This window comes from Vreelandella sp. F11, from assembly GCF_042466685.1.
In the GTDB taxonomy this organism is placed as follows: domain Bacteria; phylum Pseudomonadota; class Gammaproteobacteria; order Pseudomonadales; family Halomonadaceae; genus Vreelandella.
Map to the genome: position 1 here is coordinate 2,345,895 of NZ_CP170448.1, position 25,031 is coordinate 2,370,925.

A 25,031-nucleotide genomic window follows, 5' to 3' on the forward strand; every position below is an offset into this window, starting at 1 on the left:
GACACTAGTCTCCCATCTCCTTATCATTCCCCAACCTATTGTCCAAGGATATCTCTCGTTATGCGCCCAGGTGTTTTGTGGCTTGTAGCTGGCTTGTCGCTTTCGATGGCTGGCTGTGCAGCAACCCAGCCGGAAACGAACCAACCTCCCCCTTTAAGCGAAGCCTCGTTCAACTCTCGTATCTTGGAATTGGAAAGCCAGTTGGTGCAGCAATGCGACTCTCACACTCAACTGCAGGAACGCCAGCTTGATCAGCAGCAAACACTGACTGCCGATATGCGTGAAGTGGGCAGTTTGCTGCGCTACCTTCGCCAAGATGTACAGCAGCTGGAAGCCCGCGGTGAAGAGCCTGTCATCATTCGCGAAGAGTGTGAAATTGATGAGAGCTTAACCACCAAAACGCTGCTGGGTCGCAGTGAGTGGATCGGGCTACCGAGTCTGGGTACCTACCTCAAGGCGCGTGTCGATTCCGGGGCTAACACGTCGTCACTTTCTGCTGAAGAGATCACTCGTTTCGAACGTGATGGTGAAAACTGGGTGCGCTTCAAGTTGGCGCTGAACGAAGATGACGTGGCCGTTGAGTCTCAGCGCGATGAGTGGATCGAAGCGCCTATCGTACGCCGAGTACGTATTGTTCAGGCCTCAGGTGAAGAGTCACGCCCTGTCATTTCGCTATTAATGACCTTAGGGCCGATTCGTGAAAATGTCGAATTTACCCTCAATGACCGCTCTCACCTGGATTACCCGGTGCTGCTAGGACGGCGCTTTTTGATGGATATTGCGGTCATTGATGTAGCCGACACCTACTTGCATGACCGCCCCGAATTTCCTGGTGGCGAACCAGCTGAGCAAGCTGCTGAAGATGAAGCAGTTGATGAAGACGATAGCGAAGAGTAACTGCTCTAGCGTTTCACGAGGAAAGGAATCTCCATGTCACGGTTAATGTTCTATATTATTGTCGGCCTGCTGATGGTCGTAGGCATCGCGACCAGCGTACAACGCCATGTGCAGTTTGAGATCCCCTGGCTGCCCGGAGAGCAGCGCCAGGTGTGGGAGATTGAGGCGGGTATTAATTTTAATGCCCAAGGAGGCCCTGTCCAGGTTGACTTGGCCTTGCCTTCTCATCAGGCAGGCTACCGTGTGCTGACAGAGAACACTGCCTCGTCAGGCTATGGGCTTGCTTATCAGGCGGATGAGTTAGGCCGCACCGCCCGCTGGACTATTCGTGAAGCTGCGGGCAGCCAGACACTCTACTACTCGGTTCAAATGCTGGTGTCGGATGATGCCCGCTCACCGGCACAAACACCGCCTGACGTTGCTACCACTCCATGGGAAAGACCCTATGACACAGCGGCCAGCCAGCTTATTGAGCAGGCTTGGGCACGTAGCGCCAATAACGCCACCTTCGCTCGCGAGCTGATTCGCGATATTAATGGTGAGCGTCAGGAAGAGAACGCACGGCTGCTTCTATCACAAGAAAACCCAGCGGCACTGGTGGTGCGTCTACTCAACCAGGCTGGAGTGCAAGCTCGAGAAATAAGTGGCCTACTGCTGGAAGATGGACGCCGACGCCAAACCCTGAGCAGCTGGATTCAGGTGTTTGATGAGTCTGGAGAAGAGTGGGCAATTTTCCACCCGCTGACAGGTGAGCAAGGCAAGCCGGACAATTTATTGCTGTGGGAAACCGGTGGACGAGCCGTGCTGGAAGTTCAAGGCGGCACCAATTCCCGGGTTACGTTCTCCATGATGACCCATGATCAGCCGGCTTCTGCGGCGGTGCGCAATCATTACTCTGAAGATACGCTGCTGAATTTCTCCATTCATAGCCTGCCGCTGGAAGAGCAAGCGCTGTTCCAGACTATTTTGCTGATTCCGATTGGCGCGTTAATGGTGGTGTTTTTGCGTGTGCTTGTGGGTATCAAAACGTCCGGTACCTTTATGCCGGTGTTGATCGCCCTCGCCTTCATTCAAACCACCCTTCCTACGGGCTTGATTGGCTTTCTGCTCATTGTCGCCGTCGGCCTGATTATTCGTAACTATCTCTCTTACCTGAATTTATTGCTGGTGGCCAGGGTCTCAGCAGTCATCATAACGGTGATTGCGATTATCTCAATCTTCACCGTATTGGCTTACCGAATGGGGCTCAGTGCTGGCTTAACAATCACTTTCTTCCCGATGATTATCCTGGCCTGGACCATCGAGCGGATGTCGATTCTATGGGAAGAGGAAGGCCCTAAGCAGGTGTTAATCCAGGGTGGCGGTAGTTTGATTACGGCGATTCTTGCCTATCTGGCGATGAATAACCCCTGGGTGCGCCACATTACGTTCAACTTCCTGGGCGTACAGCTGATATTGATGGCGCTGATTTTGCTGCTGGGCAACTACACGGGCTATCGCTTACTAGAGTTACGCCGCTTCAAGCCAATCACTGATGATGAGAAACCCTCATGAGCTGGCTGAAGAACTGGACGTGGCCCACGCGCTTGCGGGATAAAGGCATCATCGGCATGAATCGTCGCAATATTCGTTATATTGGGCGATATAACAGCCGTCGGCTTTATCCTTTGGTGGATGACAAGCTTAAAACCAAGCTGCTGGCCCAGCAGTACGGGATTACCTCACCGGAACTGATTGGTACCGTGACCACTCAGTTCGGAGTCAAACACATTGGCGATATGCTAACAGGCCATGCCGGCTTCGTTATCAAGCCTGCCAAGGGAAGCGGCGGCAAAGGCATTCTGGTGATTGAAAAGGTCGAAGATAACGTCTTTATCAAGCCCAGCGGTGCCCAGCTTTCTCTTACCGATATCGAGCGGCATGTGTCGAATATTCTATCAGGCCTCTACTCGTTGGGTGGCTCCCCCGATGTGGCGGTGATTGAAACGCTGATTAATTTCGATGAAAGCCTGATGGATTACACCTATGAAGGGGTTCCCGATATTCGGGTTATTGTCTTCAAGGGTTACCCTGTTATGGCCATGATGCGTCTTTCCACCGCGGCGTCCGACGGCAAGGCCAACCTGCACCAGGGGGCGGTAGGTGTTGGCTTAAACATCGCTACCGGGGCCGCTCTGCGTGCCGTGCAGTTTGACCGCCCTTGCTTTAGCCATCCTGACACTGGGCATGATCTGGCAAGCCTGGTTGTGCCCCAGTGGGAAACGCTGCTTAACTTGGCCGCAGGCTGTTATGAAATGACCGGTTTAGGTTATCTGGGTACCGATATGGTGTTGGATCGCAAGCATGGCCCGATGCTGCTTGAGCTCAATGCAAGGCCTGGCCTGGCTATTCAAATGACCAATGGTGAAGGCTTACGCCGCCGACTTGATCTTATTGAGCGTCAACCCGATGGTGTGCCCGCCAAACAGCGGGTGGCGTTTGCCCAGCACCACTTTGCGCGGCAAAGTGAACTGGTTGATAGCCAGCGGGCAGAAAGCCCTGACACCACGTCCACCGGCGCGTAGACTACTATCGAGTAGGCTAATAACGTTCAACGAGTTGCCCATGACCCAAGCGAGTACACTACTACAGCAGGCGGAGTCTCAGTGCCATATCCGCGGCGTTCGTTTCACTCCTATTCGCCGACGCGTACTTGAGATGATTGCTGAAAATGGCGGTGGGCTAAAAGCCTATGATTTGCTCGACAAGCTCTCTACCGAGCATGCGGCCGCCCGCCCCCCGACGGTTTATCGGGCGCTGGAGTTCTTGATTGATCAAGGCTTGGTGCATCGCATTGAGTCGCAGAACTCCTATGTGGCCTGCGCCTGCCCGGAGCATGCCCACGGTTTTCAGCTGCTTATTTGCCGTCACTGCGGTTATGTGGAAGAGCTACACTTGGACGAAATCAGCGCGCAACTGGCAGCACTGGCCAAAAGCCGAGGCTTTAACGTTGAGCGCCAAACCATTGAGCTCCAAGGGCTCTGCCAGGATTGTCGAACAGCTAGCGAGTAATTGTATGTCCCGTTTTGATCACGTCGCGCCGGATGCGCTGTTTAAGCAACTTGAGCGTGCTGCTCCCGGAGATACTCTTCCCGCGGTGGCTACGTTGCTAGCCGCGGTGCGTTTTAATACTGATGGTTTGATCCCTGCCATTGCTCAGCAGCACGATACTAACGAAGTGTTGATGATGGCCTGGATGAACCGAGAGGCAATAGAAGAGACGTTAGCCACTCAGCGTGTTTGCTATTACTCGCGCTCGCGCAAGAAGTTATGGCGTAAGGGGGAGTCCTCAGGGCAGCAGCAGCAGCTAGTCTCAGCCGCGCTTGATTGCGATGGCGATACGCTACTGTTGCAGGTTGATCAAACGGGCCCAGCTTGCCACACTGGTCGGCGCAGCTGTTTCTATATTGCCGTGGACAAAGAGCAGGCGTCGATCACCAGTACGCCGCTGATCGACCCCGACGAACTGTACGGCAAAAAAGTCTAGTTCCCGCTATGCCACACTCAGCCAAGACTCGAATCATAGCTGCCCTGCGCATAGGCCCGCGGTGGTTATTGATGAAAGTGATGATTGGCTGCGTAAGAGTCTATCAATATACGCTCAGCCCCCTTTTAGGCCCGCGCTGCCGCTTCTGGCCAAGCTGTTCGTCTTACACCATTGAGGCAATTCAGGTGCATGGGCCAATAAAGGGTGGATGGATGGCCGTTAAGCGCATCGTTAAGTGTCACCCAGGTAACCCCGGTGGTATGGATCCGGTGCCCGGTGGTCGCAGCGAGCAGCTTTGTCGTGAGGATGAGGGCGTATCTCCGCCCTCCTGTTGTGATCATCATCACCCCCGCTAGCTTGTTTTCCTATTTTTGCTGCGCTACCGCGTAGATTTTCTCCAGCATGGCATGCAAACCGTTGCTACGCGTTGGTGAAAGGTGTTTATCCAATCCCAAGTCTGTCAAAAAGTGCGGCTCAGTAGCACGAATTTCAGCCGCGGTGCGCTCGCTGTAAATGCGCAGCAGTACGGCGATAAGGCCCGAAACGATGGCGGCATCAGAGGTTGCTTTGAATACCAGCTTATCGCCCTCCTCTTCATGGCGCATCCATACATTTGACTGACAGCCCTGGATTTTAAACTCCTCGATCTTCCACTCTTCGGGAAAATCAGGCAGTTGCTTACCCATATCGATAATGTACTGGTAACGATCCATCCAGTTATCGAATATCTCGAAATCTTCAATCAGCTCTTGCTGGGCCTGTTCGGCGCCGGAAGTGCTCATGCTATTTCCTTCTCTATTGGAATTGGCTTGTAGTGGCGACTGACACTTTGAGTCATAGGTTGTTCATTGGGGGCATTATAACGGGTCGAAGGAGTCTTGAGGGAGGTTGTGTTCTGAAACTGTCAATCGATGGCGCTGCTGCTCGCGATGCCACTCGTTGTCTTCGGTGTGAAGATAACGTGAGGTGGTATCCAGGCGCGCGTGGCGAGCGCTTTCGGCCAGATGGCGCAGACTAATGCCCGATTGAGCCTGATGGGTGATCGAGGTATGCCGTAGCCAGTGCGGCGTTGCCTGGTTAAGCGCGGCAATATGCTCAGGTGCGCCGCCGTCATCTTCGAGTGCTTGCGCCGCTTGCTGAAACGTAGTGCGAATAAGCCGATAAAGCTGATTATGGCCCAGGCCGCGTTGGCCATCCAGTGCACGCAGCACCGGCGTCTCAGCTTCCAGCTGGCTGGGAGCGTCAGGCAAGCCCAGCGCTTGACGCCACTGACGCAGGCAGTCAAGCATATCGTCGGGCAGTGGAATGCGCGCTATCTTGCTGCCCTTACCCACCACATGCCACCACCAGCGCCCTTCGCTGCGCTGGAAATCCCCCATGTGCGCGTCGGCCATCTCGCTAATCCGTGGTGCCAATAGATAGGCAAAACCAAAAATAAAGCGCCGCCTCGCCTGCTCGAAATGGGCGCGGCTACCCTCCTCCCTTGCTAACGGCCTATTCAGCCACTGCCATAGCCACGCCCAAAGGCCACTCTCCAGATAGCGCTCAATCCGCGGCGTTTGATTATTCAGGCGGCGGGATTTATCGCGCATCAAACGAAACGGATTGTGGTTAACCCACCCCGCTTCCACCAGCCAGGCATACATTCCTTGCAGTATCACCAGGGTTTGGCGTCGGCTGGCAGGTGATAACGCACCACGAAATGGCCGCCATGCGGGGTGTGTGCGAGGTTTAGAAGGCCCTACCCACTGCTCGCTAGGCTGGGGGTTAGCGAGAAAGGCTTCAAAGCCACGGAGCGTTTCGCGATTTATATCGGCCAGCGTTAGTTCCTGGCTTGCCAGCCAGAGCAGCAGCCGTTCCGCCTCGCGGCGATAAGCTTTCCAGGTTTGCGGGCTATCCATGTACTCATCAAGCCATGCGGTCACTGCCTGGGCATCATTTTGAGCGCCAATACGCCTGCCACTTGGCGACGCTTTTAAAGCCGACGCTTTTAAAATCTGCAGTTGGCCAGTGGGTGTAATAACTTCGTTTGTCATACCCGCCACTACTCTCTTCCCATTCGTCGTCTTTTGCTTACTCAGGCCTGAAGTGTGCCCATGTAACCGCATAAATTCAAGATAATACGGATAATCTTGAATTTATGGCTAATATCGTAAATAAATTTACGTATTACATAATACGTAATTATTGCCTTTTCAAAGGTAAGTCACGACAATGGCGGTTCCAAAAGCGCTCAAGGAAGGATCACTACATGGCCCGCAACGGCATTCAGTACAGCGATGTTCAACAAGCCATTGATGCCCTGCTGGCCCGTGGTGACACGCCCAGCGTACAGCGCATTCGCGATGTGCTGGGCACCGGGAGCTTCACGACGATTAGTGATCACTTTCGCCAGTGGCGAAGCGAGCGTGAGCAGAACCGTGACGTGCCGCCGCCCAAAGGCGTGCCGGAAGTGGTGGTGACTATGGCTGGGGAGCTTTGGCGCGAAGCCCAAGAGGTAGCGAATCAAGCGCTGCTCCACTACCGTGAAGACGCCAATCGTCAGGTGGCCGATGCTCAGCAGCTCGCAGAGGAGGCTAAACAGCAGGCGGCTAACGCTGAACAGCGAGAAAGCGCCCTCGCCGAGCACTTGCGTCATATGGAGCAGCGGATGGAAGCGTTAAACCGAGAGTTGGCCGCCAGTCAAACCAGCGAACATCACTGGCATCAACAAGCTGAAACAGCGCGGAAAGAAGTCGCTCAACTAAAGCAGGCGCAACAACAGCTAGAGAATCGGTTTGGCGTACAGCGCGATGCGCATAGCCAAGCCCTCAGCGAACAGCAGGTCGCATGGGAGCAGCGGTTAGCTCAGGAAGAGCAGCGTCATGAAGCGGCCGAAGGGAGGCTGATGGCGATGCTGGATAGCGCTCAGCAGGCGCGCTCCCAGGAGGAGAAGAGTTTCCAAAAACGTCTGCAGCAGTCTGAGCAGCGCATTGAGACATTGAGCCAGGAGCTAAAGACTAAACAGCAAGCGCTGCATGAGCTACAGATGGAAGCCAGCGAGCGCGAGCAGCAGCTTGGTGAGCAGGCGCAGCAAATTACATCGCTGGAGAAGCAGCAAAAAACGTTAACCGAGCAGCTAGATGAGGCGAAGGCCGCATTAGATCGCCAAGCCCAGCAGCATGCCGAGCGTGAAACCGCGCTGCAGGAAGCGTGGCAAGAGAAGCTCTGGAGTCGGATGGAGGCGCTTCAGTCACAGCTAACGGCGCTCCCCGATACGCTTTCAAAGCAGAGTAGTGAGCCAACCCAGTAATCAATCTGTAGACGTAAAAAGCCCAGCGATTGACGCTGGGCTTTTGAGCTTTATTATCGCTAATTTAGCGGTAGTAGGCGTTGGTGGTATCGCTGTGATCGGTAACGTCGCGAATACCGGCAAGCTCTGGAATACGCTCCATCAGGGTTTTCTCAACGCCATCTTTCAGCGTTAAATCGACCGCCGCACAGCCCTGGCAACCACCGCCAAAGGCCAATACCGCATACTGCTGCTCGGTGAGCTCAACCAGCTTGATTTCACCGCCATGGGCTGCAAGCCCAGGGTTGATTTCGCTGTAAAGTACGTAGTTGATACGGTCTTCCAGCGGACTATCAGCATTGACCTTGGGCATCTTGGCGTTCGGCGCTTTGATGGTCAGCTGACCGCCCATGCGATCTGCGTTGAAGTCCACCACCGCTTCTTCCAAAAACGCTAAGCTGTTTTTATCGAGAAAGACGTTGATCTTCTCGAGCTCCAGCAGCACATCGGTCGGCTCTTCTTCGCCGGGACGGCAATAAGCCAAGCAGGTTTCCGCGTAGGGCGTGCCCGGCTGGGTAATAAAGATGCGTACCGCAATACCCTCAACGTTCTGCTTTTCCAGCAGTTCTGCCAGGTACTCTTGTGCGCTATCCGTAATATCAATACCTTGGGTATCGACGTTGGTTTCTTTTTCGCTAGTCGTGGTCATGAGGGCTGTCTTCCTCCCGTGGTAGTGGCGGCGCCACTTCACATGTCATTTGTGTCTATGGTAAGCAAAACGGCGCACTGACACAATCCCGACTGTTTTAGTCGGCTATTTTAATTATCTTTCCTTATGCAGGGTATAGCCTTCCCAGGGGCGCCTTTTGCTATCCCTTTTGTTATCATTATGCGCCTCTAAACGACAGATGCTGCTTTTTCCGACGATAACAACATCCCCTTTGACGACTGTGACGCTGGAGAACTCCCCCTGCCATGGCTGATAGTGCTTTGATCGCAACCCTCACCCAACGCCTTGCTGAACGCATCCTGATTCTGGACGGCGGCATGGGTACCATGCTGCAGAACGCCCAGTTGAGCGAGGAAGACTTTCGCGGCGAGCGGTTCAGCGACTGGCCCTCAGATCTTAAAGGCAATAATGATCTGCTCGCACTCACCTGCCCCGATGTGGTCACGCGGATTCACCGCGACTACCTGGAGGCAGGTGCGGACATTATTGAGACCAACACCTTTAATAGCACCCAGCTGTCACAGTCTGATTACGGTATGGAATCGCTGGTGGTTGAACTCAACCGCGAGTCAGCGCGCCTAGCCCGTGAGGTGTGTGATGCAGTGGCCGCCGAAACCGGTGTACCCCGCTACGTGGCCGGCGTATTAGGCCCCACCTCGCGCACCGCCTCACTATCGCCGGATGTGAATGATCCCGCCAAGCGTAACGTCACCTTTGATGAGCTGCGTGAGAACTACTACGAAGCCGCCGAAGCGCTAATTGCAGGTGGTGCCGATCTGATTATGATCGAAACCATCTTCGATACGCTCAATGCCAAGGCGGCCATCTACGCCTTGGAAGAGCTGTTCGATGCCCGCGGCGAGCGTTTGCCGGTGATGATCTCCGGGACGATCACCGATGCCTCTGGCCGCACGCTTTCGGGTCAAACCACAGAGGCCTTCTGGAACTCGGTGCGCCACGCTCAGCCGCTCTCGGTGGGCTTAAACTGTGCGCTGGGGGCGGAAGAGCTACGCCCCTACCTGGAAGAGCTCTCTACCAAGGCAGACGCCTTTGTCTCCGCTCACCCCAACGCGGGGTTGCCCAACGAGTTTGGTGAGTACGACCAGACACCGGAAGAGATGTCGGAGATCGTCAGCGAGTTTGCTGCAAGCGGCTTGGTCAATATTATCGGCGGCTGCTGCGGCTCGACGCCCGAGCATATTCGCGCTATTGCCGATTCCGTACGCGATATGGCGCCGCGGGCCATTCCCGAGCGCAGCCGCGCCTGTCGGCTATCCGGGCTTGAGCCGTTTAATATTGAAGCCGACTCGCTGTTCGTCAACGTCGGTGAGCGCACCAACGTTACCGGATCGGCGCGCTTTAAGCGCCTGATCGTGGAAGAGGACTTCACCACCGCGCTGGAAGTGGCTCTGGAGCAGGTCGAGAATGGCGCCCAGGTCATCGATATCAATATGGACGAGGGCATGCTCGAGTCCAAGGAAGCCATGGAGCGCTTTCTTAACCTGATCGCCGGTGAGCCCGACATAGCCCGGGTGCCGATTATGATCGACTCCTCCAAGTGGGAGATCATCGAAGCGGGACTGAAGTGTGTCCAGGGCAAAGCGGTGGTGAACTCCATCTCACTCAAGGAGGGCGAAGCCGCCTTCCGCGAGCAGGCGACCAAGTGCCGCCGCTTTGGCGCTGCCATCGTGGTGATGGCGTTTGATGAAGAGGGGCAGGCAGACACCTTTGCACGTAAAACCGAAATTTGTCAGCGTGCCTACCGCCTGCTGGTGGATGAGATCGGCTTCCCCGCCGAAGACATCATCTTCGACCCCAATATCTTTGCCATCGCCACCGGTATTGAGGAGCACAATAACTACGCGGTCGACTTTATCGAGGCGACCCAGTGGATTCGCGACAACCTACCCCACGCGATGATTTCCGGCGGTGTGTCTAACGTTTCGTTCTCGTTCCGGGGCAACAACCCGGTTCGCGAAGCGATCCACTCAGCGTTTCTCTACCACGCCATTCGTGCGGGCCTCACCATGGGTATCGTCAACGCGGGCCAGCTCGCCGTTTATGACGACCTCCCCGCCGAGCTGCGCGAAGCGGTTGAAGACGTGGTGCTCAATCGGCGCAGCGACGGCACCGAGCGACTTCTCGATATCGCCGATAAATATAAAGGCGACGGCAGCGGCGCTGCGAAAAAAGAGGATCTCGAGTGGCGCAGTTGGCCGGTCAACAAGCGTATTGAGCATGCGCTGGTGAAAGGTATCACCGTTTATATCGAAGATGACACCGAAGAGGCCCGTGCCCAGGCCGAGCGGCCCATTGAGGTGATCGAAGGCCCGCTGATGGACGGTATGAACGTGGTGGGCGACCTGTTTGGCGATGGCAAGATGTTCCTGCCACAGGTGGTGAAGTCAGCCAGGGTCATGAAGCAGGCTGTGGCTTACCTGATCCCTTATATCGAGGCCGAGAAGAGCGAAGAGACCAAGGCTAAAGGCAAGATCGTTATGGCCACGGTCAAAGGCGATGTCCACGATATCGGTAAAAATATTGTTGGCGTAGTGTTGCAGTGTAATAACTACGAAGTGATTGACTTGGGCGTGATGGTGCCCGCCGATAAAATTCTCCAGGCGGCCAAAGAGCACAACGCCGATATTATCGGCCTTTCGGGGCTGATCACCCCGTCGTTGGATGAAATGGTGCACGTTGCCAAAGAGATGCAGCGTCGAGGCATGGATCTACCGCTGCTGATTGGCGGTGCGACCACCTCTAAAGCGCATACTGCGGTGAAAATTGAGCCCCAGTACGAGCACCCGGTCATTTACGTCACCGATGCCTCCCGCGCCGTGGGCGTCGCGGGTAAATTGCTCACGCCGGCTTTAAAAACACCCTATGTCGCCGAGATTCGCGAAGAGTACGAAAAGGTTCGTGAGCGTAACGCCAAGCGCCGCCCCAAAGCGGCGGATCTGGACTACACCCAGGCACGCAAGCGGCGTTTCCGCACCGACTGGAGCGCCTACACACCGGCTGAGCCCAATATGCTCGGGCTGAAAACCTTTGACGACTACAACCTCGAAGAGCTGGTCGAGCGCATCGACTGGACGCCCTTCTTTATGAGCTGGCAGCTAGCAGGCAAGTACCCCAAGATTCTCGACGATAAGGTCGTCGGAGAAGCCGCGCGCAATCTGTTTGAAGATGCCAAAGTCATGCTGCGTAAGCTGGTGGAAGAGAAGCGCGTTCAGGCTCGGGGCGTTATTGGCCTATGGCCCGCTAACAGCGTGGATGACGACGTCATTGAGGTCTATGCGGATGAGTCGCGCAGTGAAGTCGTCGAACGCCTCTTCCATATTCGTCAACAGACCACCAAAGGCCGCGACGGTATCTGCTACAGCCTGGCCGACTTTATTGCCCCCAAAGAGAGCGGTAAAGCCGACTGGATTGGTGGTTTTGCGGTCACTACCGGCCACGGGGTTGATGAGCTATCCAAGGCCTATGAGGCGGCCGGGGACGACTATAATGCCATTATGGTGCAGGCGTTGACGGATCGGCTTGCGGAAGCCTTTGCTGAGCGTATGCACGAGCGGGTGCGTAAAGAGTTCTGGGGCTACGTGCCGGAAGAGACCCTGGATAACGATGCCTTAATAGCGGAGAAATATCAGGGCATCCGCCCTGCCCCTGGCTACCCTGCCTGCCCCGATCACACCGAAAAGGCCACGCTGTTCCGGCTGCTCGATGCCACCGAAAACACGGGCTTAGCGCTGACGGAAAACTTTGCCATGTGGCCAGCGGCGGCAGTTTCCGGCTGGTACTTTGCCCACCCGCAGTCGAAATACTTCTCTACCGGTAAGATCACCCGGGATCAGGTCGAAGCCATCGCCACGCGTAAGCAGATGCCCCTGGAGGAGATGGAGCGCTGGCTCTCACCGGTACTCTCCTACGACCCGAGTTGATTAGTGCTGTTTGCAAACCGCCATGGCAGGGTGTTGCGCCTTGCCTTACCTATCATGCTGGGCATGCTTTCACAGAGCATGCTCAACTTGATCGACGCTGCGCTGGTGGGGCATTTAGGTGAAGTAGCGCTTGCGGGGGTAGGTGTGGGCGGTTACGCCATGTTTATGCTGACCGCGGTAGTGTTTGGCCTATCTTCCAGCGTGCAGTCACAAACGGCTCAGCGGGTGGGGGCTGCCCACAGGCATATCGCCCACCCGCTTAACTCGGGGCTGTTAATTGGGTTTGCGATAAGTCTCCCGCTATCACTCTGGGCCTGGTGGCAAGCGCCGCTACTGATGAGCTTGATTAGCCAAGCCGATGATGTTCAAAGCGTCGCGGTGGACTATTTCCGCTGGCGGGTGGTGTCTCTGGTCGCCATCGCGTTAACGCTCTGCTTTCGTGGTTACTGGAACGGTCGTCAGCAAACGCATCTCTATTTGCGTATCATCGTCTCCGTTCACCTGATTAACGTAGCGGCTAGCGCTGGTTTAATCTACGGTTTAGCCGGGCTACCCCATATGGGGGCGAGTGGTGCGGGTGCGGGAACCACGCTGTCGCTATTTATTGGCTTGATGGTGTGGTGCTGGGTGAGTTCCCAACGCTTTTCTTTACACCATCTTTTGAAACAGCTGCCACGCATAGCTACCCTGCGCACTACCCTGGCACTTGCTGCTCCTCACTCTTTACAGCAGTTTTTATTCGCAGCGGGTTACGCGCTACTCATTGGGCTCTTGAGCCAACTAGGCACGGCCAGCGTCGCGGTTGGCCACGTATTGATTAATTTGTCACTGCTGCTGATTTTGCCAGGAGTGGGAATAGGCGTTGCGGCGATGAGCCTGGTAGGCGAAGCGTTAGGCCGGGATGCTCAGTATGAAGCCCACCGCTGGGGGCTGGATGCGCTGCGGGTGGCTTGGCTGTTACTCGTTGTGCTGGCGCTACCCATGTTGTTTTTGCCGGAGCAGGTACTCGCCCTCTTTTTCACCAACAGTGAGCTAGTAGCGCTGGGTAAACTCCCGTTGCAGTTAACTGGCGTGATGATTGTGCTGGATGCGGCGGCTCTCGTGCTCGCTCAGGCGTTAATGGGTGCTGGCGCTCAACGCACGGTGATGCTGCTGTCCCTGGGCATGCAGTGGCTACTTTTTTTACCCATGGCCTGGTGGGTCGGCATCGGTTTGGATCAGGGCTTATTAGGTATCTGGCTTATGCAACTGCTCTACAGATTGATAAACTCAGCCGGATTTTTATGGGTATGGCAGCGTCGCCACTGGCTAGCCCCAGCCTTCTAATGGGCCGCCAGGCTCTTGCAGCGGTTTCTTAATAGCTTTTAGAGATAAAAAGATAATTATATATTCTTTTGTAGAATATAACGCCCGCGTTAAGGTGACACTATACTAACGTCCGTCTCAACGTGACCATTTCGCTTTTTAGCAGGATCGTGCCACATGTACCGTTATGATATTCACGACCAAACCCTGGTTGACGAGCGTGTCGCTCAGTTCCGTGATCAGATGGAACGCTACCGCGCCGGGCGTTTGGGAGAAGAAGAGTTTCGCCCCCTAAGGTTGCAGAACGGCCTCTATATTCAACGCCATGCGCCCATGCTGCGTATTGCGATCCCTTACGGCATGCTGGCTGGCAGTCAGCTCCGGGCTCTGGCTGAGATTACTCGCCGTTATGACCGTGGCTACGGCCACTTCACCACGCGGCAAAATCTCCAGTTGAACTGGCCTGCCCTTGAAGATGTACCGGATATTTTGGCCGATCTAGCCAAGGTGCAGATGCACGCGATTCAAACCAGCGGTAACTGCATTCGTAACACCACCAGCGACCAGTTTGCTGGCATCGCCAACGATGAGGTGGAAGATCCACGTCCCTGGTGCGAGCTAATCCGCCAGTGGTCTACCCTGCATCCGGAGTTTGCTTACCTGCCGCGTAAGTTCAAAATCGCGGTTAGCGGTGCGGCTCAAGACCGTGCAGCCATCCAGGTGCACGATATTGGCCTGCGCCTCTGGTACAACAGTGACGGAGAGCTGCGTGTAAAAGTATTGGCCGGTGGTGGCCTTGGCCGTACCCCGATGATTGCCGACGTGGTGCGCGAAGACCTGCCCTGGCAGCACCTGCTGACCTATCTTGAAGCCTGCGTGCGGGTTTACAACCAGTTTGGTCGCCGGGATAACAAGTTTAAAGCGCGTATTAAGATCCTTGTTAAGGCCTTGGGTATTGAAGAATTCCGTCGTCGCGTGGATGAAGAGTGGGCGCACTTGAAAGATGGCCCGCAAACGCTCAATCAAGCGGCCGTTGATGCAGCCAAAGTCCACTTCCCTGAGCCTGAGCGTCGCCCAGTAGCCGCTTCCGCAACGGAAGAGTTTGACAAGCTACGCGCTGAAAACCGTAGCTTTGCGCGTTTTGTTACCAACAATGTGACAGATCATAAAGTGTCCGGCTACAAAGCCGTAACGCTGTCGCTGAAACGCCGTGAGCACGCGCCGGGCGACGTTACCGCCGACCAGATGGAAGCTGTGGCCGATTTAGCTGACCGCTACAGCTTTGGTGAAGTGCGCGTGACCCACGAGCAGAACCTGGTGCTTTCTGACGTGCCGGTGGATGAACTGGAAGCGCTATGGAAAGAGCTTGAGGCGCTGGGTATGGCAAACCCGACAGTGGGTACGCTCAATGACATTATCTGCTGCCCTGGCGGCGATTACTGCAGTTTGGCCAATGCGGTATCGATTCCCATCGCCCAGGCGCTACAGGAGAAGTTTGAAGACTTAGACTTCCTTTATGACCTTGGCCCGCTGGATCTGAATATCTCAGGCTGTATGAATGCCTGTGGCCACCACCATGTTGGCCATATCGGCATCCTGGGCGTGGATAAAAAAGGCGAAGAGTTCTACCAGATCTCCATTGGCGGTAATTCCACCGACGATGCCTCGCTGGGTAAGATTTTAGGCCCGTCATTTTTCCGCTCAGACGTGCCGGATGTGGTTGAAAAAGTATTGGAAGTCTATGTATCACAGCGCCATGAGGACGAACGCTTCTTGGATACTTACCGCCGTATTGGTCTAAAACCCTTTAAGGAGCGTGTCTATGCCTAAGCCTAATAAGCCCGATGAGGCGCAAGCTGAAGCGGTTGAGCAGACGCCGGTTCATGTGGATCACCTGATTGCCAATGGTGAGCTGGCGGAGGAGAACGCCTGGTGTGTCTCCTACGATGAAGACGCGCTTCCCGAGCAGCGCCCGGCGTTCGTGCCGCTGGCACTATGGCAGTCTAACCAGGAAGACACAGAGCTGGCTCCGCTTCTGATGAGCGATACTGAACTCAACACGGAGCTTGCGGCAGAACTGAGTAAAGCGTTGGCCATTGCCATCGACTTCCCCGCCTTTACCGATGGCCGTGGCTACAGCATCGCGCGTCTGCTGCGCGAGCGCTATGGCTATAGCGGCGAAGTGCGTGCGGTGGGTGACGTGCTAGTTGACCAACTGGATTATATGCGCCGCTGTGGTTTCAGTGCCATGGCGCTGCGTGATGACCAGCATCCCGAGGACGCACTGCGCGCGTTAAGCTTTATCAGCGTTCGCTACCAGCCTGATGTTGAAGAGCGCCAGGCGCTATTTGAGCGTCGCTTAGCTGCCGATAAGTAAGCGCAGTGCGTGACGTTTGCAAACCCAACAGGGCAGCTTCGGCTGCCCTGTTTATTTGTAAACCATTTTATTAATAAACAGTTACCCCCGGCGCTTCTGCTGGCGCTCGCGATTATTGGCTTTGGCGCGATCGCTTTTACGTAGCATTACCCAGGTCGCACCCAAGCCACCTTCCGAAGGCTGTGCGGAGACGTATGCCTGCACTTCCTCAAACTGGCTGAGCCACTTGGCAAGGTACGAACGCAGTACGTTGGCAGGACTATCTATCTCACGCCCGCGACCATGAACGATCATAACCGAGCGTAAATCGTGGGCGTAGGCTTCCTGAATAAAGGGAAACAGCATGCGGCGGCACTCCGTTAAGGGACGCCTGAGCAAGTGGAGCTGCGCCTGAACGCTATAGCCACCGTGCCTTAATTTATCGACCACACCCTGCTGAATGCCCTCGCGGCGATACTCCATGGGATCAAAGGGGGGCAGCAGATCGACAAAATCGTCGGATAGGAAGTTGCGCGCCCCGGTCTCTTCCTCTGCCCACTCCCGCCGGGCCAACTGCGATTCGGAGGGGCTTTTGCGACTAGCGCCTGGATCAGCACGATTGCTCGCTGGTAGCGGTTTAACATCGCCTACGAGAGCACGAAAATCCAGATCATCACGAAGTGGCTGATTCATTGCAGGCTCCTACGGCAGGGTCTAATAAGCACCAATCTTACATAAATAGAGTAGCAAACCCGCGCACTTTGCATAAGCGGATTCAATAAGTCGATAACAGAGAACTTGTCATCTTCTGTTTGGCGCGCCAAGCTGGCCAGCCCTTGTTTAGCATTCGCAGTGAGACACAGTATGGTGTGGCTAAAACGTCTTGTCACTTTAAGCGCAGTGGGGCTGCTCAGCCTAGCGGGATGGCTCTGGTTAACCATGCTCAGTCCATGGTTTTATGACCGCCCTGAGGAACTCCCCGCTATTGAACAGCGTACTCATCAGGTGTTTGTGTATGGCACGCTACGCTATGCACCTATCCGATTCGTTGTGATGGGGAGCTTAGGTGCCCCAAAGGAAGCCGTGCTGGAGGGTTATCAGCGCAACGGACTCGATCTTTCGCCCCAGCCAGGCAGTCGTGTCGAAGGCCTGGTACTGAGCGTGAATGCCAAAGAGTTAGCCCGCCTTGATCGCTATGAACGGCTGGGTGTCCGCTATGAGCGGGTGGCGTTAACCCTTGACGATGGCACCCGTGCTTGGGTCTATAAGCGCCTTCCAGAGCAACAAAATGCCTTTGTAGCGTACGCGGAGCTTCCGATAGCTCTGGTACTATAGGCACCTATGTGATGACACATTACCGCGACAGCTTCCATGAACCCATTCAGGAATAGTGATGAGTGAAATGACACCCTACGTTCTGGTTCTCTACTACTCCCGCTCAGGTGCCACGGCCACCATGGCGCAACAGATTGCGGCTGGCGTAGAAAGCGTACCCGGCATTCAGGCACGTTTGCGTACAGTGGCGCCGGTTTCAACGACCTGTGAAGCCATAGACCCAGAAATTCCTGCAGAAGGCGCGGTGTATGCAGACCTGGACGACCTGCGCAACTGCAGCGCGTTAGCACTGGGCAGCCCCACCCGGTTTGGCAATATGGCAGCACCGCTTAAGTATTTTATCGATTCAACCAGTGGCTTGTGGATGAACGGTGCTTTGATCGACAAACCCGCCAGTGCATTCACCTCAACTTCAAGCCTACACGGAGGTCAGGAGAGCACCCTGCTCACTATGCTGGTGCCGCTGCTACACCACGGTATGGTCTATGCAGGGGTTCCCTACAGTGAAACCACCCTGCTAGAGACACGTACAGGCGGCACGCCCTATGGTGCCAGCCACTTGGCTGGAACACGTAGCGACCGCTCGGTCGATGAGCACGAGCGCGAACTCTGTACTGCCCAGGGTAAACGACTGGCGAGACTCGCCTTGGCACTTCACGCTATGCGTCAGGAGGCATCATGAGGCAGTGGCTGGAAGAGGTAGAAGCTCGCCATGGGCTTGATAAACTGACTCTGAGAAGTCGGCAGGTGGTGCTAGCCAGTTTTGCCATTCTACTGGTACTGGTCATTTATCGGGGCTTTTTACTCCAAAACGACGATTTTAACTGGCGCCCTGTCGTTGCGTTCGTTTTGCCACTGGTGCTGTTTTTACCCTCGATCATAGGCAAACGCGCACGTGGCCACGCTTGGCTCGCCTTCGTCAGCCTGCTCTACTTCACCCAAGGGGTGATGTTGATTACCCTTCCCGGGCAAGGGCTGCGTGGAATTTTGGAGGCGGTTGTGGCGCTGGTGCTATTTGCCGGTTGCATGGGCTATGCACGCTTTCGTAGTCGACAGCTAAGACAATAGGTCAATAAAACCAAAGCCATAGGATAACGCCAGCGGCGATAAGTAATGCACCCAACGCGCGTAAACGCAGCGTGGCAGCATTAAATGGCTCATTATGTACATCGACAGGCTGCTGGCGAAAACGTTTGGTACCTACCAGCATCGCCGCTACCAGTGGTTCACCCAGCAGCCGATGTACGATCAAACCCGCTAAATGCAGCCCGATCAGCACGATGAGCAGATCACTATTGAGCTGATGCAGGGTTCTAAGCCGGCTGCCCACCCCGTCGCCAAGTAAGCCATAGAGCGGTGCTTGAAAAAAGATATCGTCACTTAAAAACAGGCCGCTCACGGCTTGAAAACTAAGCGAGAGCAGCATCACCATCACCATCCAGCCGCCCAGCGGATTATGGCTGGCATAAGCGCTTGGTTGGCCCTTGAGAAGTGACTTGGAGTAGGCGACTGTTTTTGCAGGTGGGTATAGAAACGTTCTAAATCTCGCATATACACTGCCCAGGGCGCCCCATAGCCAACGGAACACGAGTAGTCCTATTACCACGTAGCCCGCTTGGGCGTGCACTTCAACCGGAAATAGGAAGGGCGCACCGCTAGTCTTGGTGGTATAAAAAGAGATCAATACCGCCGCCACTAATCCCCAGTGGAACAGGCGAATCCAACCATCCCACACCTCTATCGCTACCTTGTCGCGCATGGCCTAACCTCTCAGCAGTGATGAGCCCGAAATAATGAGAGAGTTTCGCATTAATTCTGGCTTTCTCCTAGAATGCGAGACAGTTAGCCGCAATCGATAGTTACCACGCTAAGCCACAACACTGGTTAAAATAAAACAGTGAGTCGCAACGCGTTTAACATCCATTGATGTCGGTCACTTGAGCTTTAAAGGCATACCAGCGAACATGGATGAAACTCCAGGGAGAAGCATTCAATGACACGTAACATAGCCGATATCAGGCGTGATTATGAAGGCGGCAAGTTAGAAGAGTCTCAAGCACCCGATGATCCATTCGTGTTGTTTGATGAATGGTTCACCCTCGCATTGGAAAAAGAGGGTACAGATGGCAATGCTATGACACTAGCCACCGTCGATAGCCAAGGCCGCCCCCACGCCAGGGTGGTGCTGTTAAAAGGATTTGATGAGCGCGGCATGGTTTTTTACACCAACTACCATAGCCATAAGGGTAGCGAGCTGAGCAATGTGCCCTTCGCGGCCATCACCTTCTGGTGGCCTTCCCTCTCCCGTCAGGTGCGTATTGAGGGCCCCGTTGAGCAGGTGTCCGCAGATGAGTCTGATGAGTACTTTGGCAGCCGCCCACGCGGCAGTCAGCTAGGCGCTTGGATTGCGACTCAAAGCGTGGTAATTCCTGACCGCAACTGGATCGAAGAGCGCCAAAAGCGCTTTGAACAAGCCTATGATGGCCAGGATATCCCCCGCCCAATCCACTGGGGTGGCTATCGTATCACCCCGGAAATGATCGAGTTTTGGCAGGGCCAGCCTAGCCGCCTACATGACCGCCTGCGCTTTGAGCGTCGCGACGGCGGTGAATGGAGCCGTTTCCGCATGGCGCCTTAGCGCCTGAAACAAGTTTACAGTAAGGCCTGCGTTTTTATACGCAGGCCTTGCTGTTATTAAAGCGAAAAAGGTAAAACGAAAACAGGTAAAGCAATTAAAAGGCTCAGTCCGGCATGCTCTCAAGGCGGTGACGTTGCCACTCGCTTTCGGGTTCGTTGAGGCGTAACACGGCATCAATCACCTGCTCTTCCATGTTATAGCGGCATTTAAAGCCCAAGTGCTTCATTAGCGCCCGCATGGGATGGTTGTCGACCATGATTTTGCCGATCATCTCCAGAGTGCCAATGTTAGTGCAGTAATCGATCATCTTCTTCATCAGCAGGCTGCCAATCCCCAGCCCCTGCAAATCATCGCGAATAATGACCGAGAATTCGGTACGAATATTGTCCGGATCGTTCCATACCCGCACCACGCCAAGCATCTCTTTGCTGCCATCGTCGCCTAAATACTCGGCAATAAACGCCATCTGACGGTCGTAATTGATATGCGACAGAATCGACAGGTCGCGCTGGGTTAGGTTGGATTTATTGTGGAAATAGCGGAAACGAATACTCTCTTCAGAGAGCTGACGGTGAAAGGTAGTAATCAAATGGGCATCTTCGGCACGAATGGGTCTGACCTCCACTTGCCAGCCGTTTTTCAGCGTCACCCATTCGCGCAGCTCTTCAGGGTATGGCATGATCGCAAAGCGCGATGGCGTGCCAAGATCCATGGCGAAATCGACAGCGACCATGCCATCACGGTTCAGCAGCAGCGGATTTATTTCCAGCCCGCGCAGATCGCTAAGGTCAGACGCCATTTGCGAGAGTTTGACCAGCATTTGGCACAGGTGCTGAATGTCTCGCTCTGGGTCGGCGGAGTGTTCGCGAATTAACGAAGCGGCGTGGGTTCTCCCCACCACATCGGCGGCCAAGCTCATATTGAGCGGTGGCAGCGCCACTTGGCGGTCAGCCAGCACATTGACTTTATAACCCCCAATACCAAACACGATCAGCGGGCCAAAGACCGGATCACGGGTAATACCCGCGCAAATCTGCATCGAGTGCTTGCCGCGCTGCATCGGCTGCAAACAGTACTCGCGAATCGCGTACTCGGGGAATTTCTCAGCGACTTTTTCACCAAGCTGGCGAACCCCTTCCGCTACCTGCTCGGGGGTGTCCAAATCCTGTAGCAAGCCTGCTGAAATTTTATGCGGGTGCTTACGGTAGCGATAGGGTCGGCAATTGCCCTCATGAACCACTTTAAGTGCTTTGGTGCCAGAAATTTCTCCAGCGCGAGCAAGCGCATCATCGGAATTGGTAAGATAGACGCTGGGGGCTGTGGGTATACCATAGGCCTCAAGCACTTTGGCAGTTTCAGAGTGGGTTAAGGTTTGCCTGCCCTGCTCTTTCGCCTGCTTGATCAGTGTGCGGCACTGGGCACGTATTTCGGGACTGGTGGTAAATGGGAGGCTTGGCGGAATCTCCTGTAGTAGCGCTTGAACACGTTGATAAATCACCATATGCATAAATGCCTTAACGGCTTTTTCGGGTGAAATATAGGTCGGAATCCCCGCTAAATTACAGATATGGCGGGCATTAAGCGCCTCTTTTAAGCCCATCCAACTGGTGAGCAGGTTGCGGCGAAACTTCTTTCGGTTATCGATCAGCGCCTGGGCAGTCACGAGTGATGGCGCCATACGGGTGGGCGCGTGAACGACCAGAACCGCATCCACATTGGCGTCTGCAGCGACAATCTCCAGCGCTTGAACAAACCGCTCAGGCGAGGCGTTGCCCCCCACATCCACCGGGTTCTCGCCCGGCTTGCTCATATCGATCTCGCTGCGGTGCAGCGCTGCCTGGGTTTCGGCGCTAAATTCGGCCAGTTTACCGCCCGCACTGATCAGCTTATCGATGGCCAGCATGGCAGGCCCCAGGCCGTTAGAGACGATCGCCAAGCGGTCACCCTTCAAGGGCTTCATGCGCGATAGGGTTTCCAGTGCATCAAGCAGCTCGTCGGAGTCATCTACCCGCACCACCCCAGCGCGTGCAAAAGCGGCATCAAACACCACATCACGGTTAGCAATCCCTGGCGTGGGTGCCATGCCGGAAATATCCGATTCTGGGGTGCGGCCACTTTTTATCGCCAGTACCAGGCGGTTACGTGACGCATCACGCACGGCGGTCATAAAGTGCTGGGCGTCGCTGATTCGCTCAAGGTGCAGCATAATGGCCTGGGCGGGCGAGAATTGGTTAACGTAGTCGATCAGGTCAGGCAGCAGTACATCTACGCTGTCGCCGACTGTAATCAGGTGTGAAAAGCCCACATCTCGCCCGGCGGCCCAATCGATCATGGCGTTGGCGAGCATACCGGACTGGCCCAGATAAGCGACGCGGCCCGCTTTCACCGGTTGACTGGCGTAAGAGGCGTTTAATTTCTTACCCGGTACAATCAACCCCATGCACTCGGGGCCGAGTACTCGAATGCCGGAGACACGAGCCGCACTCAACATGCGTTCGCGAATGGAGCCCTTATTACCCTTGTCCCGATCCAGGTAAGCACCGCCGGAGAGAACCAGGGCCGCTTTGACACCGTACTGCCCAAGCTTTTTAATCAGACTAGGCACGCCTTCAATAGGCGAGCAGACCACGGCTAAGTCGGGCACTTCCGGTAGCTCGCTTACCCGACTAAAGCAGGGTACCCCGAAAACCTCGGAGTAGCCTTTAAGGTTGACCGCCCAGAGCGGCCCTTTAAAGCCGCCCTCCTGAATATTTCTCAGCACTAAACCGCCCAATGACGCGGGCTTTTCAGAGGCGCCAAACACCGCTAGTGTGCGAGGTTCGAAAAAATGGTGTAAAAAGCGCGTGCTCACAATGCGTCTCCCCTGACATGAATCGCGGCTGTACGACTTATTGACACTGTCGCCCAGGCCCAGAAGGCGATTAAGGTGACATCAATAATAATGGAGCGTTGGAATGATTACCGCCTACCTTACCCACCCAGACTGCTCATTGCATCATATGGGGCCGGAGCATCCTGAAAGCCCTCAACGTCTGGAGGCCATTCGCGCTCGCCTATCGCTTGCTGGGTTATTACAGCAAACCATGCAGGCCGATGCCAAGGAAGCCTGCGAAGAGGCACTTGCCAGAGTACACCCCTTACGCCACTTGCGCTCCCTGGATAAGTGTTTGCCCACCGAAGGTATCGTTACGTTAGACAGCGATACCATGATGAACCCTAACAGCCTGCAAGCCGCACGGGTTGCAGCAGGCGCTGTTATCCGCGGTGTGGATCAGGTGTTTAAGCGTCAGGCGGATAATGTCTTTTGTGCGGTTAGACCGCCAGGCCACCACGCGGAAGCCAGCGATGCCATGGGGTTCTGCTTTTACAATAATATCGCCGTGGGGGCGGCCCATGCGCGAGCCAAATACGGTGCTAAACGTATCGCTATTTTGGATTTCGATGTGCATCAGTGCAATGGCACTATCGATATCTTTAAAAACGATCCCGAGGTGCTTATTTGCACCAGTTTCCAATATCCGTTTTACCCCTGGCGGTATCTGCGCAGCGAGTGGCAAAACGTTGTCAATACACCACTGGAAGTGGGTACCGATGGCCCTGAATTTCGGCGCATTATCGAAAACCACTGGCTGCCTGCCCTGCACGCGTTCAAACCCGATCTCGTACTAATTTCTGCCGGCTTTGACGCTCACCGTGATGATCCCATGGGCGACATCTGTCTAGAGGATGAAGACTTCTACTGGATTACCCATCTCGCTATGGAGATCGCCACCCTATACGCTGATAACCGCATTGTATCGGTGCTCGAAGGTGGCTATAACCCAAAGTCACTGGCCAGTGGCGTGGAGGCACACCTAAAAGCGCTTCTGGGCCTGCCGTTTTCTGAGGTACCTTAAATTCGACAGCGTTCTAGGGTCTGTAGGTCGTTCTTAGCCACTTCTGAGCTGTGATATCATGGCTGTTTACACGCGCCTTTAGATACGCACCGTTAGACCACGCAGCCAATGTGACGACCTATGACCGCTACGACTGAAGAGCATGCCGCGCTGCGTATTGCATCGGGAAGCAAACCCTTTGTTGAACCATTGCGTTTAGGCGAGCGGCTCAAGCAAATTCGTCTCGCTAATCAGTGGACGCTGGAAGAGGTGAGCCAGCGCACCGGCCTTGCCCGCTCCACGCTCTCTAAAATCGAGAATGATCAAGTCTCCCCCACCTTTAGCGTGGTGCAGAAACTCACCACCGGGCTCAACATCGACCTGCCTCAATTGCTTACGCCCCCCAAGCGGGAGCGTTATACCATGGGGCGGCGGGATCTTACCCGTAAAGGCAAAGGGCAACTGCACCCCACACCCACCTATGAGCACGAACTATTGGGTCATCAGCTCGCTCAAAAACGGATGATTCCCTTCAAAACTATCGTGCGGGCACGCAGCTTTGACGAATACCACCAGTGGGTACGCCATGATGGCGAAGAGTTTTTGATGGTGCTAAACGGCGATATTATGCTCTACACCGAGTTTTACGCCCCGCTAGTGCTTGCCGAAGGTGACAGCATCTATTTCGATAGCGATATGGGCCACGCCCTGGTATCCACCAGTCCGGAAGATGCCGTTGTTTTATCGGTCTGCACACGTGGTGATGTGGCCTAGGGTTGGAAAACCAGCGGGCATGCAGTCTGGTTATAGGCAGTTGGTAGGTTTCGGTAAACCGGCCAGGCGGGCAATTCGCTTTGCCGGGCTGCCGGGGAAAAGCTGCATCAGGTAGATCGAGCGCCCCTTCTCTTCGCCCAGTGCATTTTTGGTGGCTTTCACAAGCGGTCTCATCGCTGGCGCCATTTCGTAACGCTGATAAAATGCCCTCACAAGCTCGATGAGTTCCCAGTGTTCCGCGGTAAGTGTTATGCCCTCCTCTTCAGCCATTAAATGAGCAACAGCTTCTTCCCAATCTGACTGATTAACCAGATATCCCTCCGGATCTAGCGGATATTTTTTTTGAGAATCAAGATAACGGTATATTTTCGGCTCAGACATGC

At 54.9% G+C, this 25,031-nt stretch carries 24 protein-coding genes; 17 read left to right on the forward strand and 7 right to left on the reverse strand.

All coding sequences use genetic code 11. The features are described from left to right. The first annotated feature begins 60 nt into the window (after positions 1–60). The 6 genes from ACFIOZ_RS10665 (at position 61) to yidD (ending at position 4,779) form a co-directional block, all read left to right on the forward strand. Positions 61–897, forward strand: coding sequence for an ATP-dependent zinc protease (locus ACFIOZ_RS10665; RefSeq protein ID WP_386083838.1), 837 nt, complete (start codon positions 61–63; stop codon positions 895–897). A 33-nt stretch (positions 898–930) separates the two neighbouring features. Next, positions 931–2,451, forward strand: a complete 1,521-nt coding sequence (locus ACFIOZ_RS10670) for an inactive transglutaminase family protein (protein WP_386083839.1) — start codon at positions 931–933, stop codon at positions 2,449–2,451. Beyond that, on the forward strand, positions 2,448–3,461 hold the full coding sequence (locus ACFIOZ_RS10675) for an alpha-L-glutamate ligase-like protein (RefSeq protein WP_386083840.1): 1,014 nt from the start codon (positions 2,448–2,450) through the stop codon (positions 3,459–3,461). Before ACFIOZ_RS10670 ends, ACFIOZ_RS10675 begins: the two co-directional genes overlap by 4 nt. Before the next feature lie 40 nt (positions 3,462–3,501). After that, entirely contained in the window at positions 3,502–3,948 is a 447-nt protein-coding gene (locus tag ACFIOZ_RS10680) for a transcriptional repressor (protein WP_088701446.1), read from the forward strand. Positions 3,949–3,952: 4 nt separating this feature from the next. Beyond that, positions 3,953–4,423 carry a phosphoribosyl-AMP cyclohydrolase gene (gene hisI / locus ACFIOZ_RS10685; protein ID WP_386083842.1) on the forward strand — a complete coding sequence of 157 codons (471 nt, stop codon included), beginning with the start codon at positions 3,953–3,955 and terminating at the stop codon, positions 4,421–4,423. Between the two features lie 71 nt (positions 4,424–4,494). Further along, positions 4,495–4,779, forward strand: a complete 285-nt coding sequence (gene yidD, locus ACFIOZ_RS10690; protein ID WP_386083843.1) for a membrane protein insertion efficiency factor YidD — start codon at positions 4,495–4,497, stop codon at positions 4,777–4,779. Between the two features lie 9 nt (positions 4,780–4,788). Here the strand turns inward: yidD and ACFIOZ_RS10695 are convergent, their stop codons facing one another. Together ACFIOZ_RS10695 and ACFIOZ_RS10700 are read right to left on the reverse strand one after the other, a co-directional pair. Next, entirely contained in the window at positions 4,789–5,205 is a 417-nt protein-coding gene (locus ACFIOZ_RS10695) for a SufE family protein (protein ID WP_088701443.1), read from the reverse strand. A 75-nt stretch (positions 5,206–5,280) separates the two neighbouring features. Beyond that, positions 5,281–6,459: a tyrosine-type recombinase/integrase gene (locus ACFIOZ_RS10700; RefSeq protein ID WP_386083845.1), complete on the reverse strand. Its 1,179-nt coding sequence runs from the start codon at positions 6,457–6,459 to the stop codon at positions 5,281–5,283. A 215-nt stretch (positions 6,460–6,674) separates the two neighbouring features. Between ACFIOZ_RS10700 and ACFIOZ_RS10705 the strand changes: the two genes are divergently transcribed. Next, positions 6,675–7,715, forward strand: a complete 1,041-nt coding sequence (locus ACFIOZ_RS10705) for a DNA-binding protein (RefSeq protein WP_386083847.1) — start codon at positions 6,675–6,677, stop codon at positions 7,713–7,715. A gap of 64 nt (positions 7,716–7,779) precedes the next feature. Here ACFIOZ_RS10705 and nfuA read toward each other — a convergent pair whose 3' ends face one another. Beyond that, a complete protein-coding gene (gene nfuA, locus ACFIOZ_RS10710) occupies positions 7,780–8,403 on the reverse strand; it encodes a Fe-S biogenesis protein NfuA (RefSeq protein ID WP_386083850.1) in 624 nt (207 codons plus the stop codon). Positions 8,404–8,669: 266 nt separating this feature from the next. On the opposite strand from nfuA, the gene metH reads away from it, so the two are divergent. The 4 genes from metH (at position 8,670) to ACFIOZ_RS10730 (ending at position 16,047) form a co-directional block, all read left to right on the forward strand. Continuing rightward, complete coding sequence (metH, locus tag ACFIOZ_RS10715) at positions 8,670–12,365, forward strand: methionine synthase (RefSeq protein WP_386083851.1); 3,696 nt, start codon at positions 8,670–8,672, stop codon at positions 12,363–12,365. Between the two features lie 54 nt (positions 12,366–12,419). Then, on the forward strand, positions 12,420–13,691 hold the full coding sequence (locus ACFIOZ_RS10720) for an MATE family efflux transporter (RefSeq protein WP_386084054.1): 1,272 nt from the start codon (positions 12,420–12,422) through the stop codon (positions 13,689–13,691). 156 nt (positions 13,692–13,847) lie between these two features. Then, on the forward strand, positions 13,848–15,500 hold the full coding sequence (locus ACFIOZ_RS10725; RefSeq protein ID WP_386083853.1) for a nitrite/sulfite reductase: 1,653 nt from the start codon (positions 13,848–13,850) through the stop codon (positions 15,498–15,500). Then, positions 15,493–16,047, forward strand: a complete 555-nt coding sequence (locus ACFIOZ_RS10730) for a DUF934 domain-containing protein (protein ID WP_386083855.1) — start codon at positions 15,493–15,495, stop codon at positions 16,045–16,047. Before ACFIOZ_RS10725 ends, ACFIOZ_RS10730 begins: the two co-directional genes overlap by 8 nt. Positions 16,048–16,128: 81 nt before the next feature. Here ACFIOZ_RS10730 and smrA read toward each other — a convergent pair whose 3' ends face one another. Beyond that, entirely contained in the window at positions 16,129–16,719 is a 591-nt protein-coding gene (gene smrA / locus ACFIOZ_RS10735; RefSeq protein ID WP_386083857.1) for a DNA endonuclease SmrA, read from the reverse strand. Positions 16,720–16,890: 171 nt separating this feature from the next. Between smrA and ACFIOZ_RS10740 the strand changes: the two genes are divergently transcribed. The 3 genes from ACFIOZ_RS10740 to ACFIOZ_RS10750 are packed head-to-tail and all read left to right on the forward strand — an operon-like array spanning position 16,891 to position 18,429. Next, positions 16,891–17,361 carry a gamma-glutamylcyclotransferase family protein gene (locus tag ACFIOZ_RS10740; RefSeq protein WP_386083858.1) on the forward strand — a complete coding sequence of 157 codons (471 nt, stop codon included), beginning with the start codon at positions 16,891–16,893 and terminating at the stop codon, positions 17,359–17,361. Positions 17,362–17,419: 58 nt separating this feature from the next. Continuing rightward, positions 17,420–18,043 (forward strand): NAD(P)H:quinone oxidoreductase, encoded by a 624-nt coding sequence (wrbA, locus tag ACFIOZ_RS10745; RefSeq protein ID WP_386083860.1) that lies wholly within the window; start codon positions 17,420–17,422, stop codon positions 18,041–18,043. Continuing rightward, complete coding sequence (locus ACFIOZ_RS10750; RefSeq protein ID WP_386083862.1) at positions 18,040–18,429, forward strand: DUF2069 domain-containing protein; 390 nt, start codon at positions 18,040–18,042, stop codon at positions 18,427–18,429. The genes wrbA and ACFIOZ_RS10750 overlap by 4 nt, the downstream gene beginning before the upstream one ends. Position 18,430: 1 nt before the next feature. Here the strand turns inward: ACFIOZ_RS10750 and ACFIOZ_RS10755 are convergent, their stop codons facing one another. Further along, positions 18,431–19,120 carry a cytochrome b/b6 domain-containing protein gene (locus ACFIOZ_RS10755; protein ID WP_386083864.1) on the reverse strand — a complete coding sequence of 230 codons (690 nt, stop codon included), beginning with the start codon at positions 19,118–19,120 and terminating at the stop codon, positions 18,431–18,433. 234 nt (positions 19,121–19,354) lie between these two features. Here ACFIOZ_RS10755 and pdxH point away from each other — a divergent pair, with 234 nt between their 5' ends. Further along, on the forward strand, positions 19,355–19,999 hold the full coding sequence (gene pdxH, locus ACFIOZ_RS10760) for a pyridoxamine 5'-phosphate oxidase (RefSeq protein WP_386083867.1): 645 nt from the start codon (positions 19,355–19,357) through the stop codon (positions 19,997–19,999). Between the two features lie 103 nt (positions 20,000–20,102). Here the strand turns inward: pdxH and ACFIOZ_RS10765 are convergent, their stop codons facing one another. Beyond that, the gene (locus tag ACFIOZ_RS10765; RefSeq protein WP_386083869.1) at positions 20,103–22,850 is read right to left on the reverse strand and encodes a GNAT family N-acetyltransferase; all 2,748 of its coding nucleotides are present in this window, start codon (positions 22,848–22,850) and stop codon (positions 20,103–20,105) included. A gap of 103 nt (positions 22,851–22,953) precedes the next feature. Between ACFIOZ_RS10765 and ACFIOZ_RS10770 the strand changes: the two genes are divergently transcribed. Next, positions 22,954–23,895: a histone deacetylase family protein gene (locus tag ACFIOZ_RS10770; protein WP_386083871.1), complete on the forward strand. Its 942-nt coding sequence runs from the start codon at positions 22,954–22,956 to the stop codon at positions 23,893–23,895. 120 nt (positions 23,896–24,015) lie between these two features. After that, entirely contained in the window at positions 24,016–24,648 is a 633-nt protein-coding gene (locus tag ACFIOZ_RS10775; RefSeq protein WP_386083873.1) for a helix-turn-helix domain-containing protein, read from the forward strand. Between the two features lie 30 nt (positions 24,649–24,678). Here the strand turns inward: ACFIOZ_RS10775 and ACFIOZ_RS10780 are convergent, their stop codons facing one another. Continuing rightward, positions 24,679–25,029 (reverse strand): TusE/DsrC/DsvC family sulfur relay protein, encoded by a 351-nt coding sequence (locus tag ACFIOZ_RS10780; protein ID WP_386083875.1) that lies wholly within the window; start codon positions 25,027–25,029, stop codon positions 24,679–24,681. Positions 25,030–25,031 lie beyond the last annotated feature (2 nt).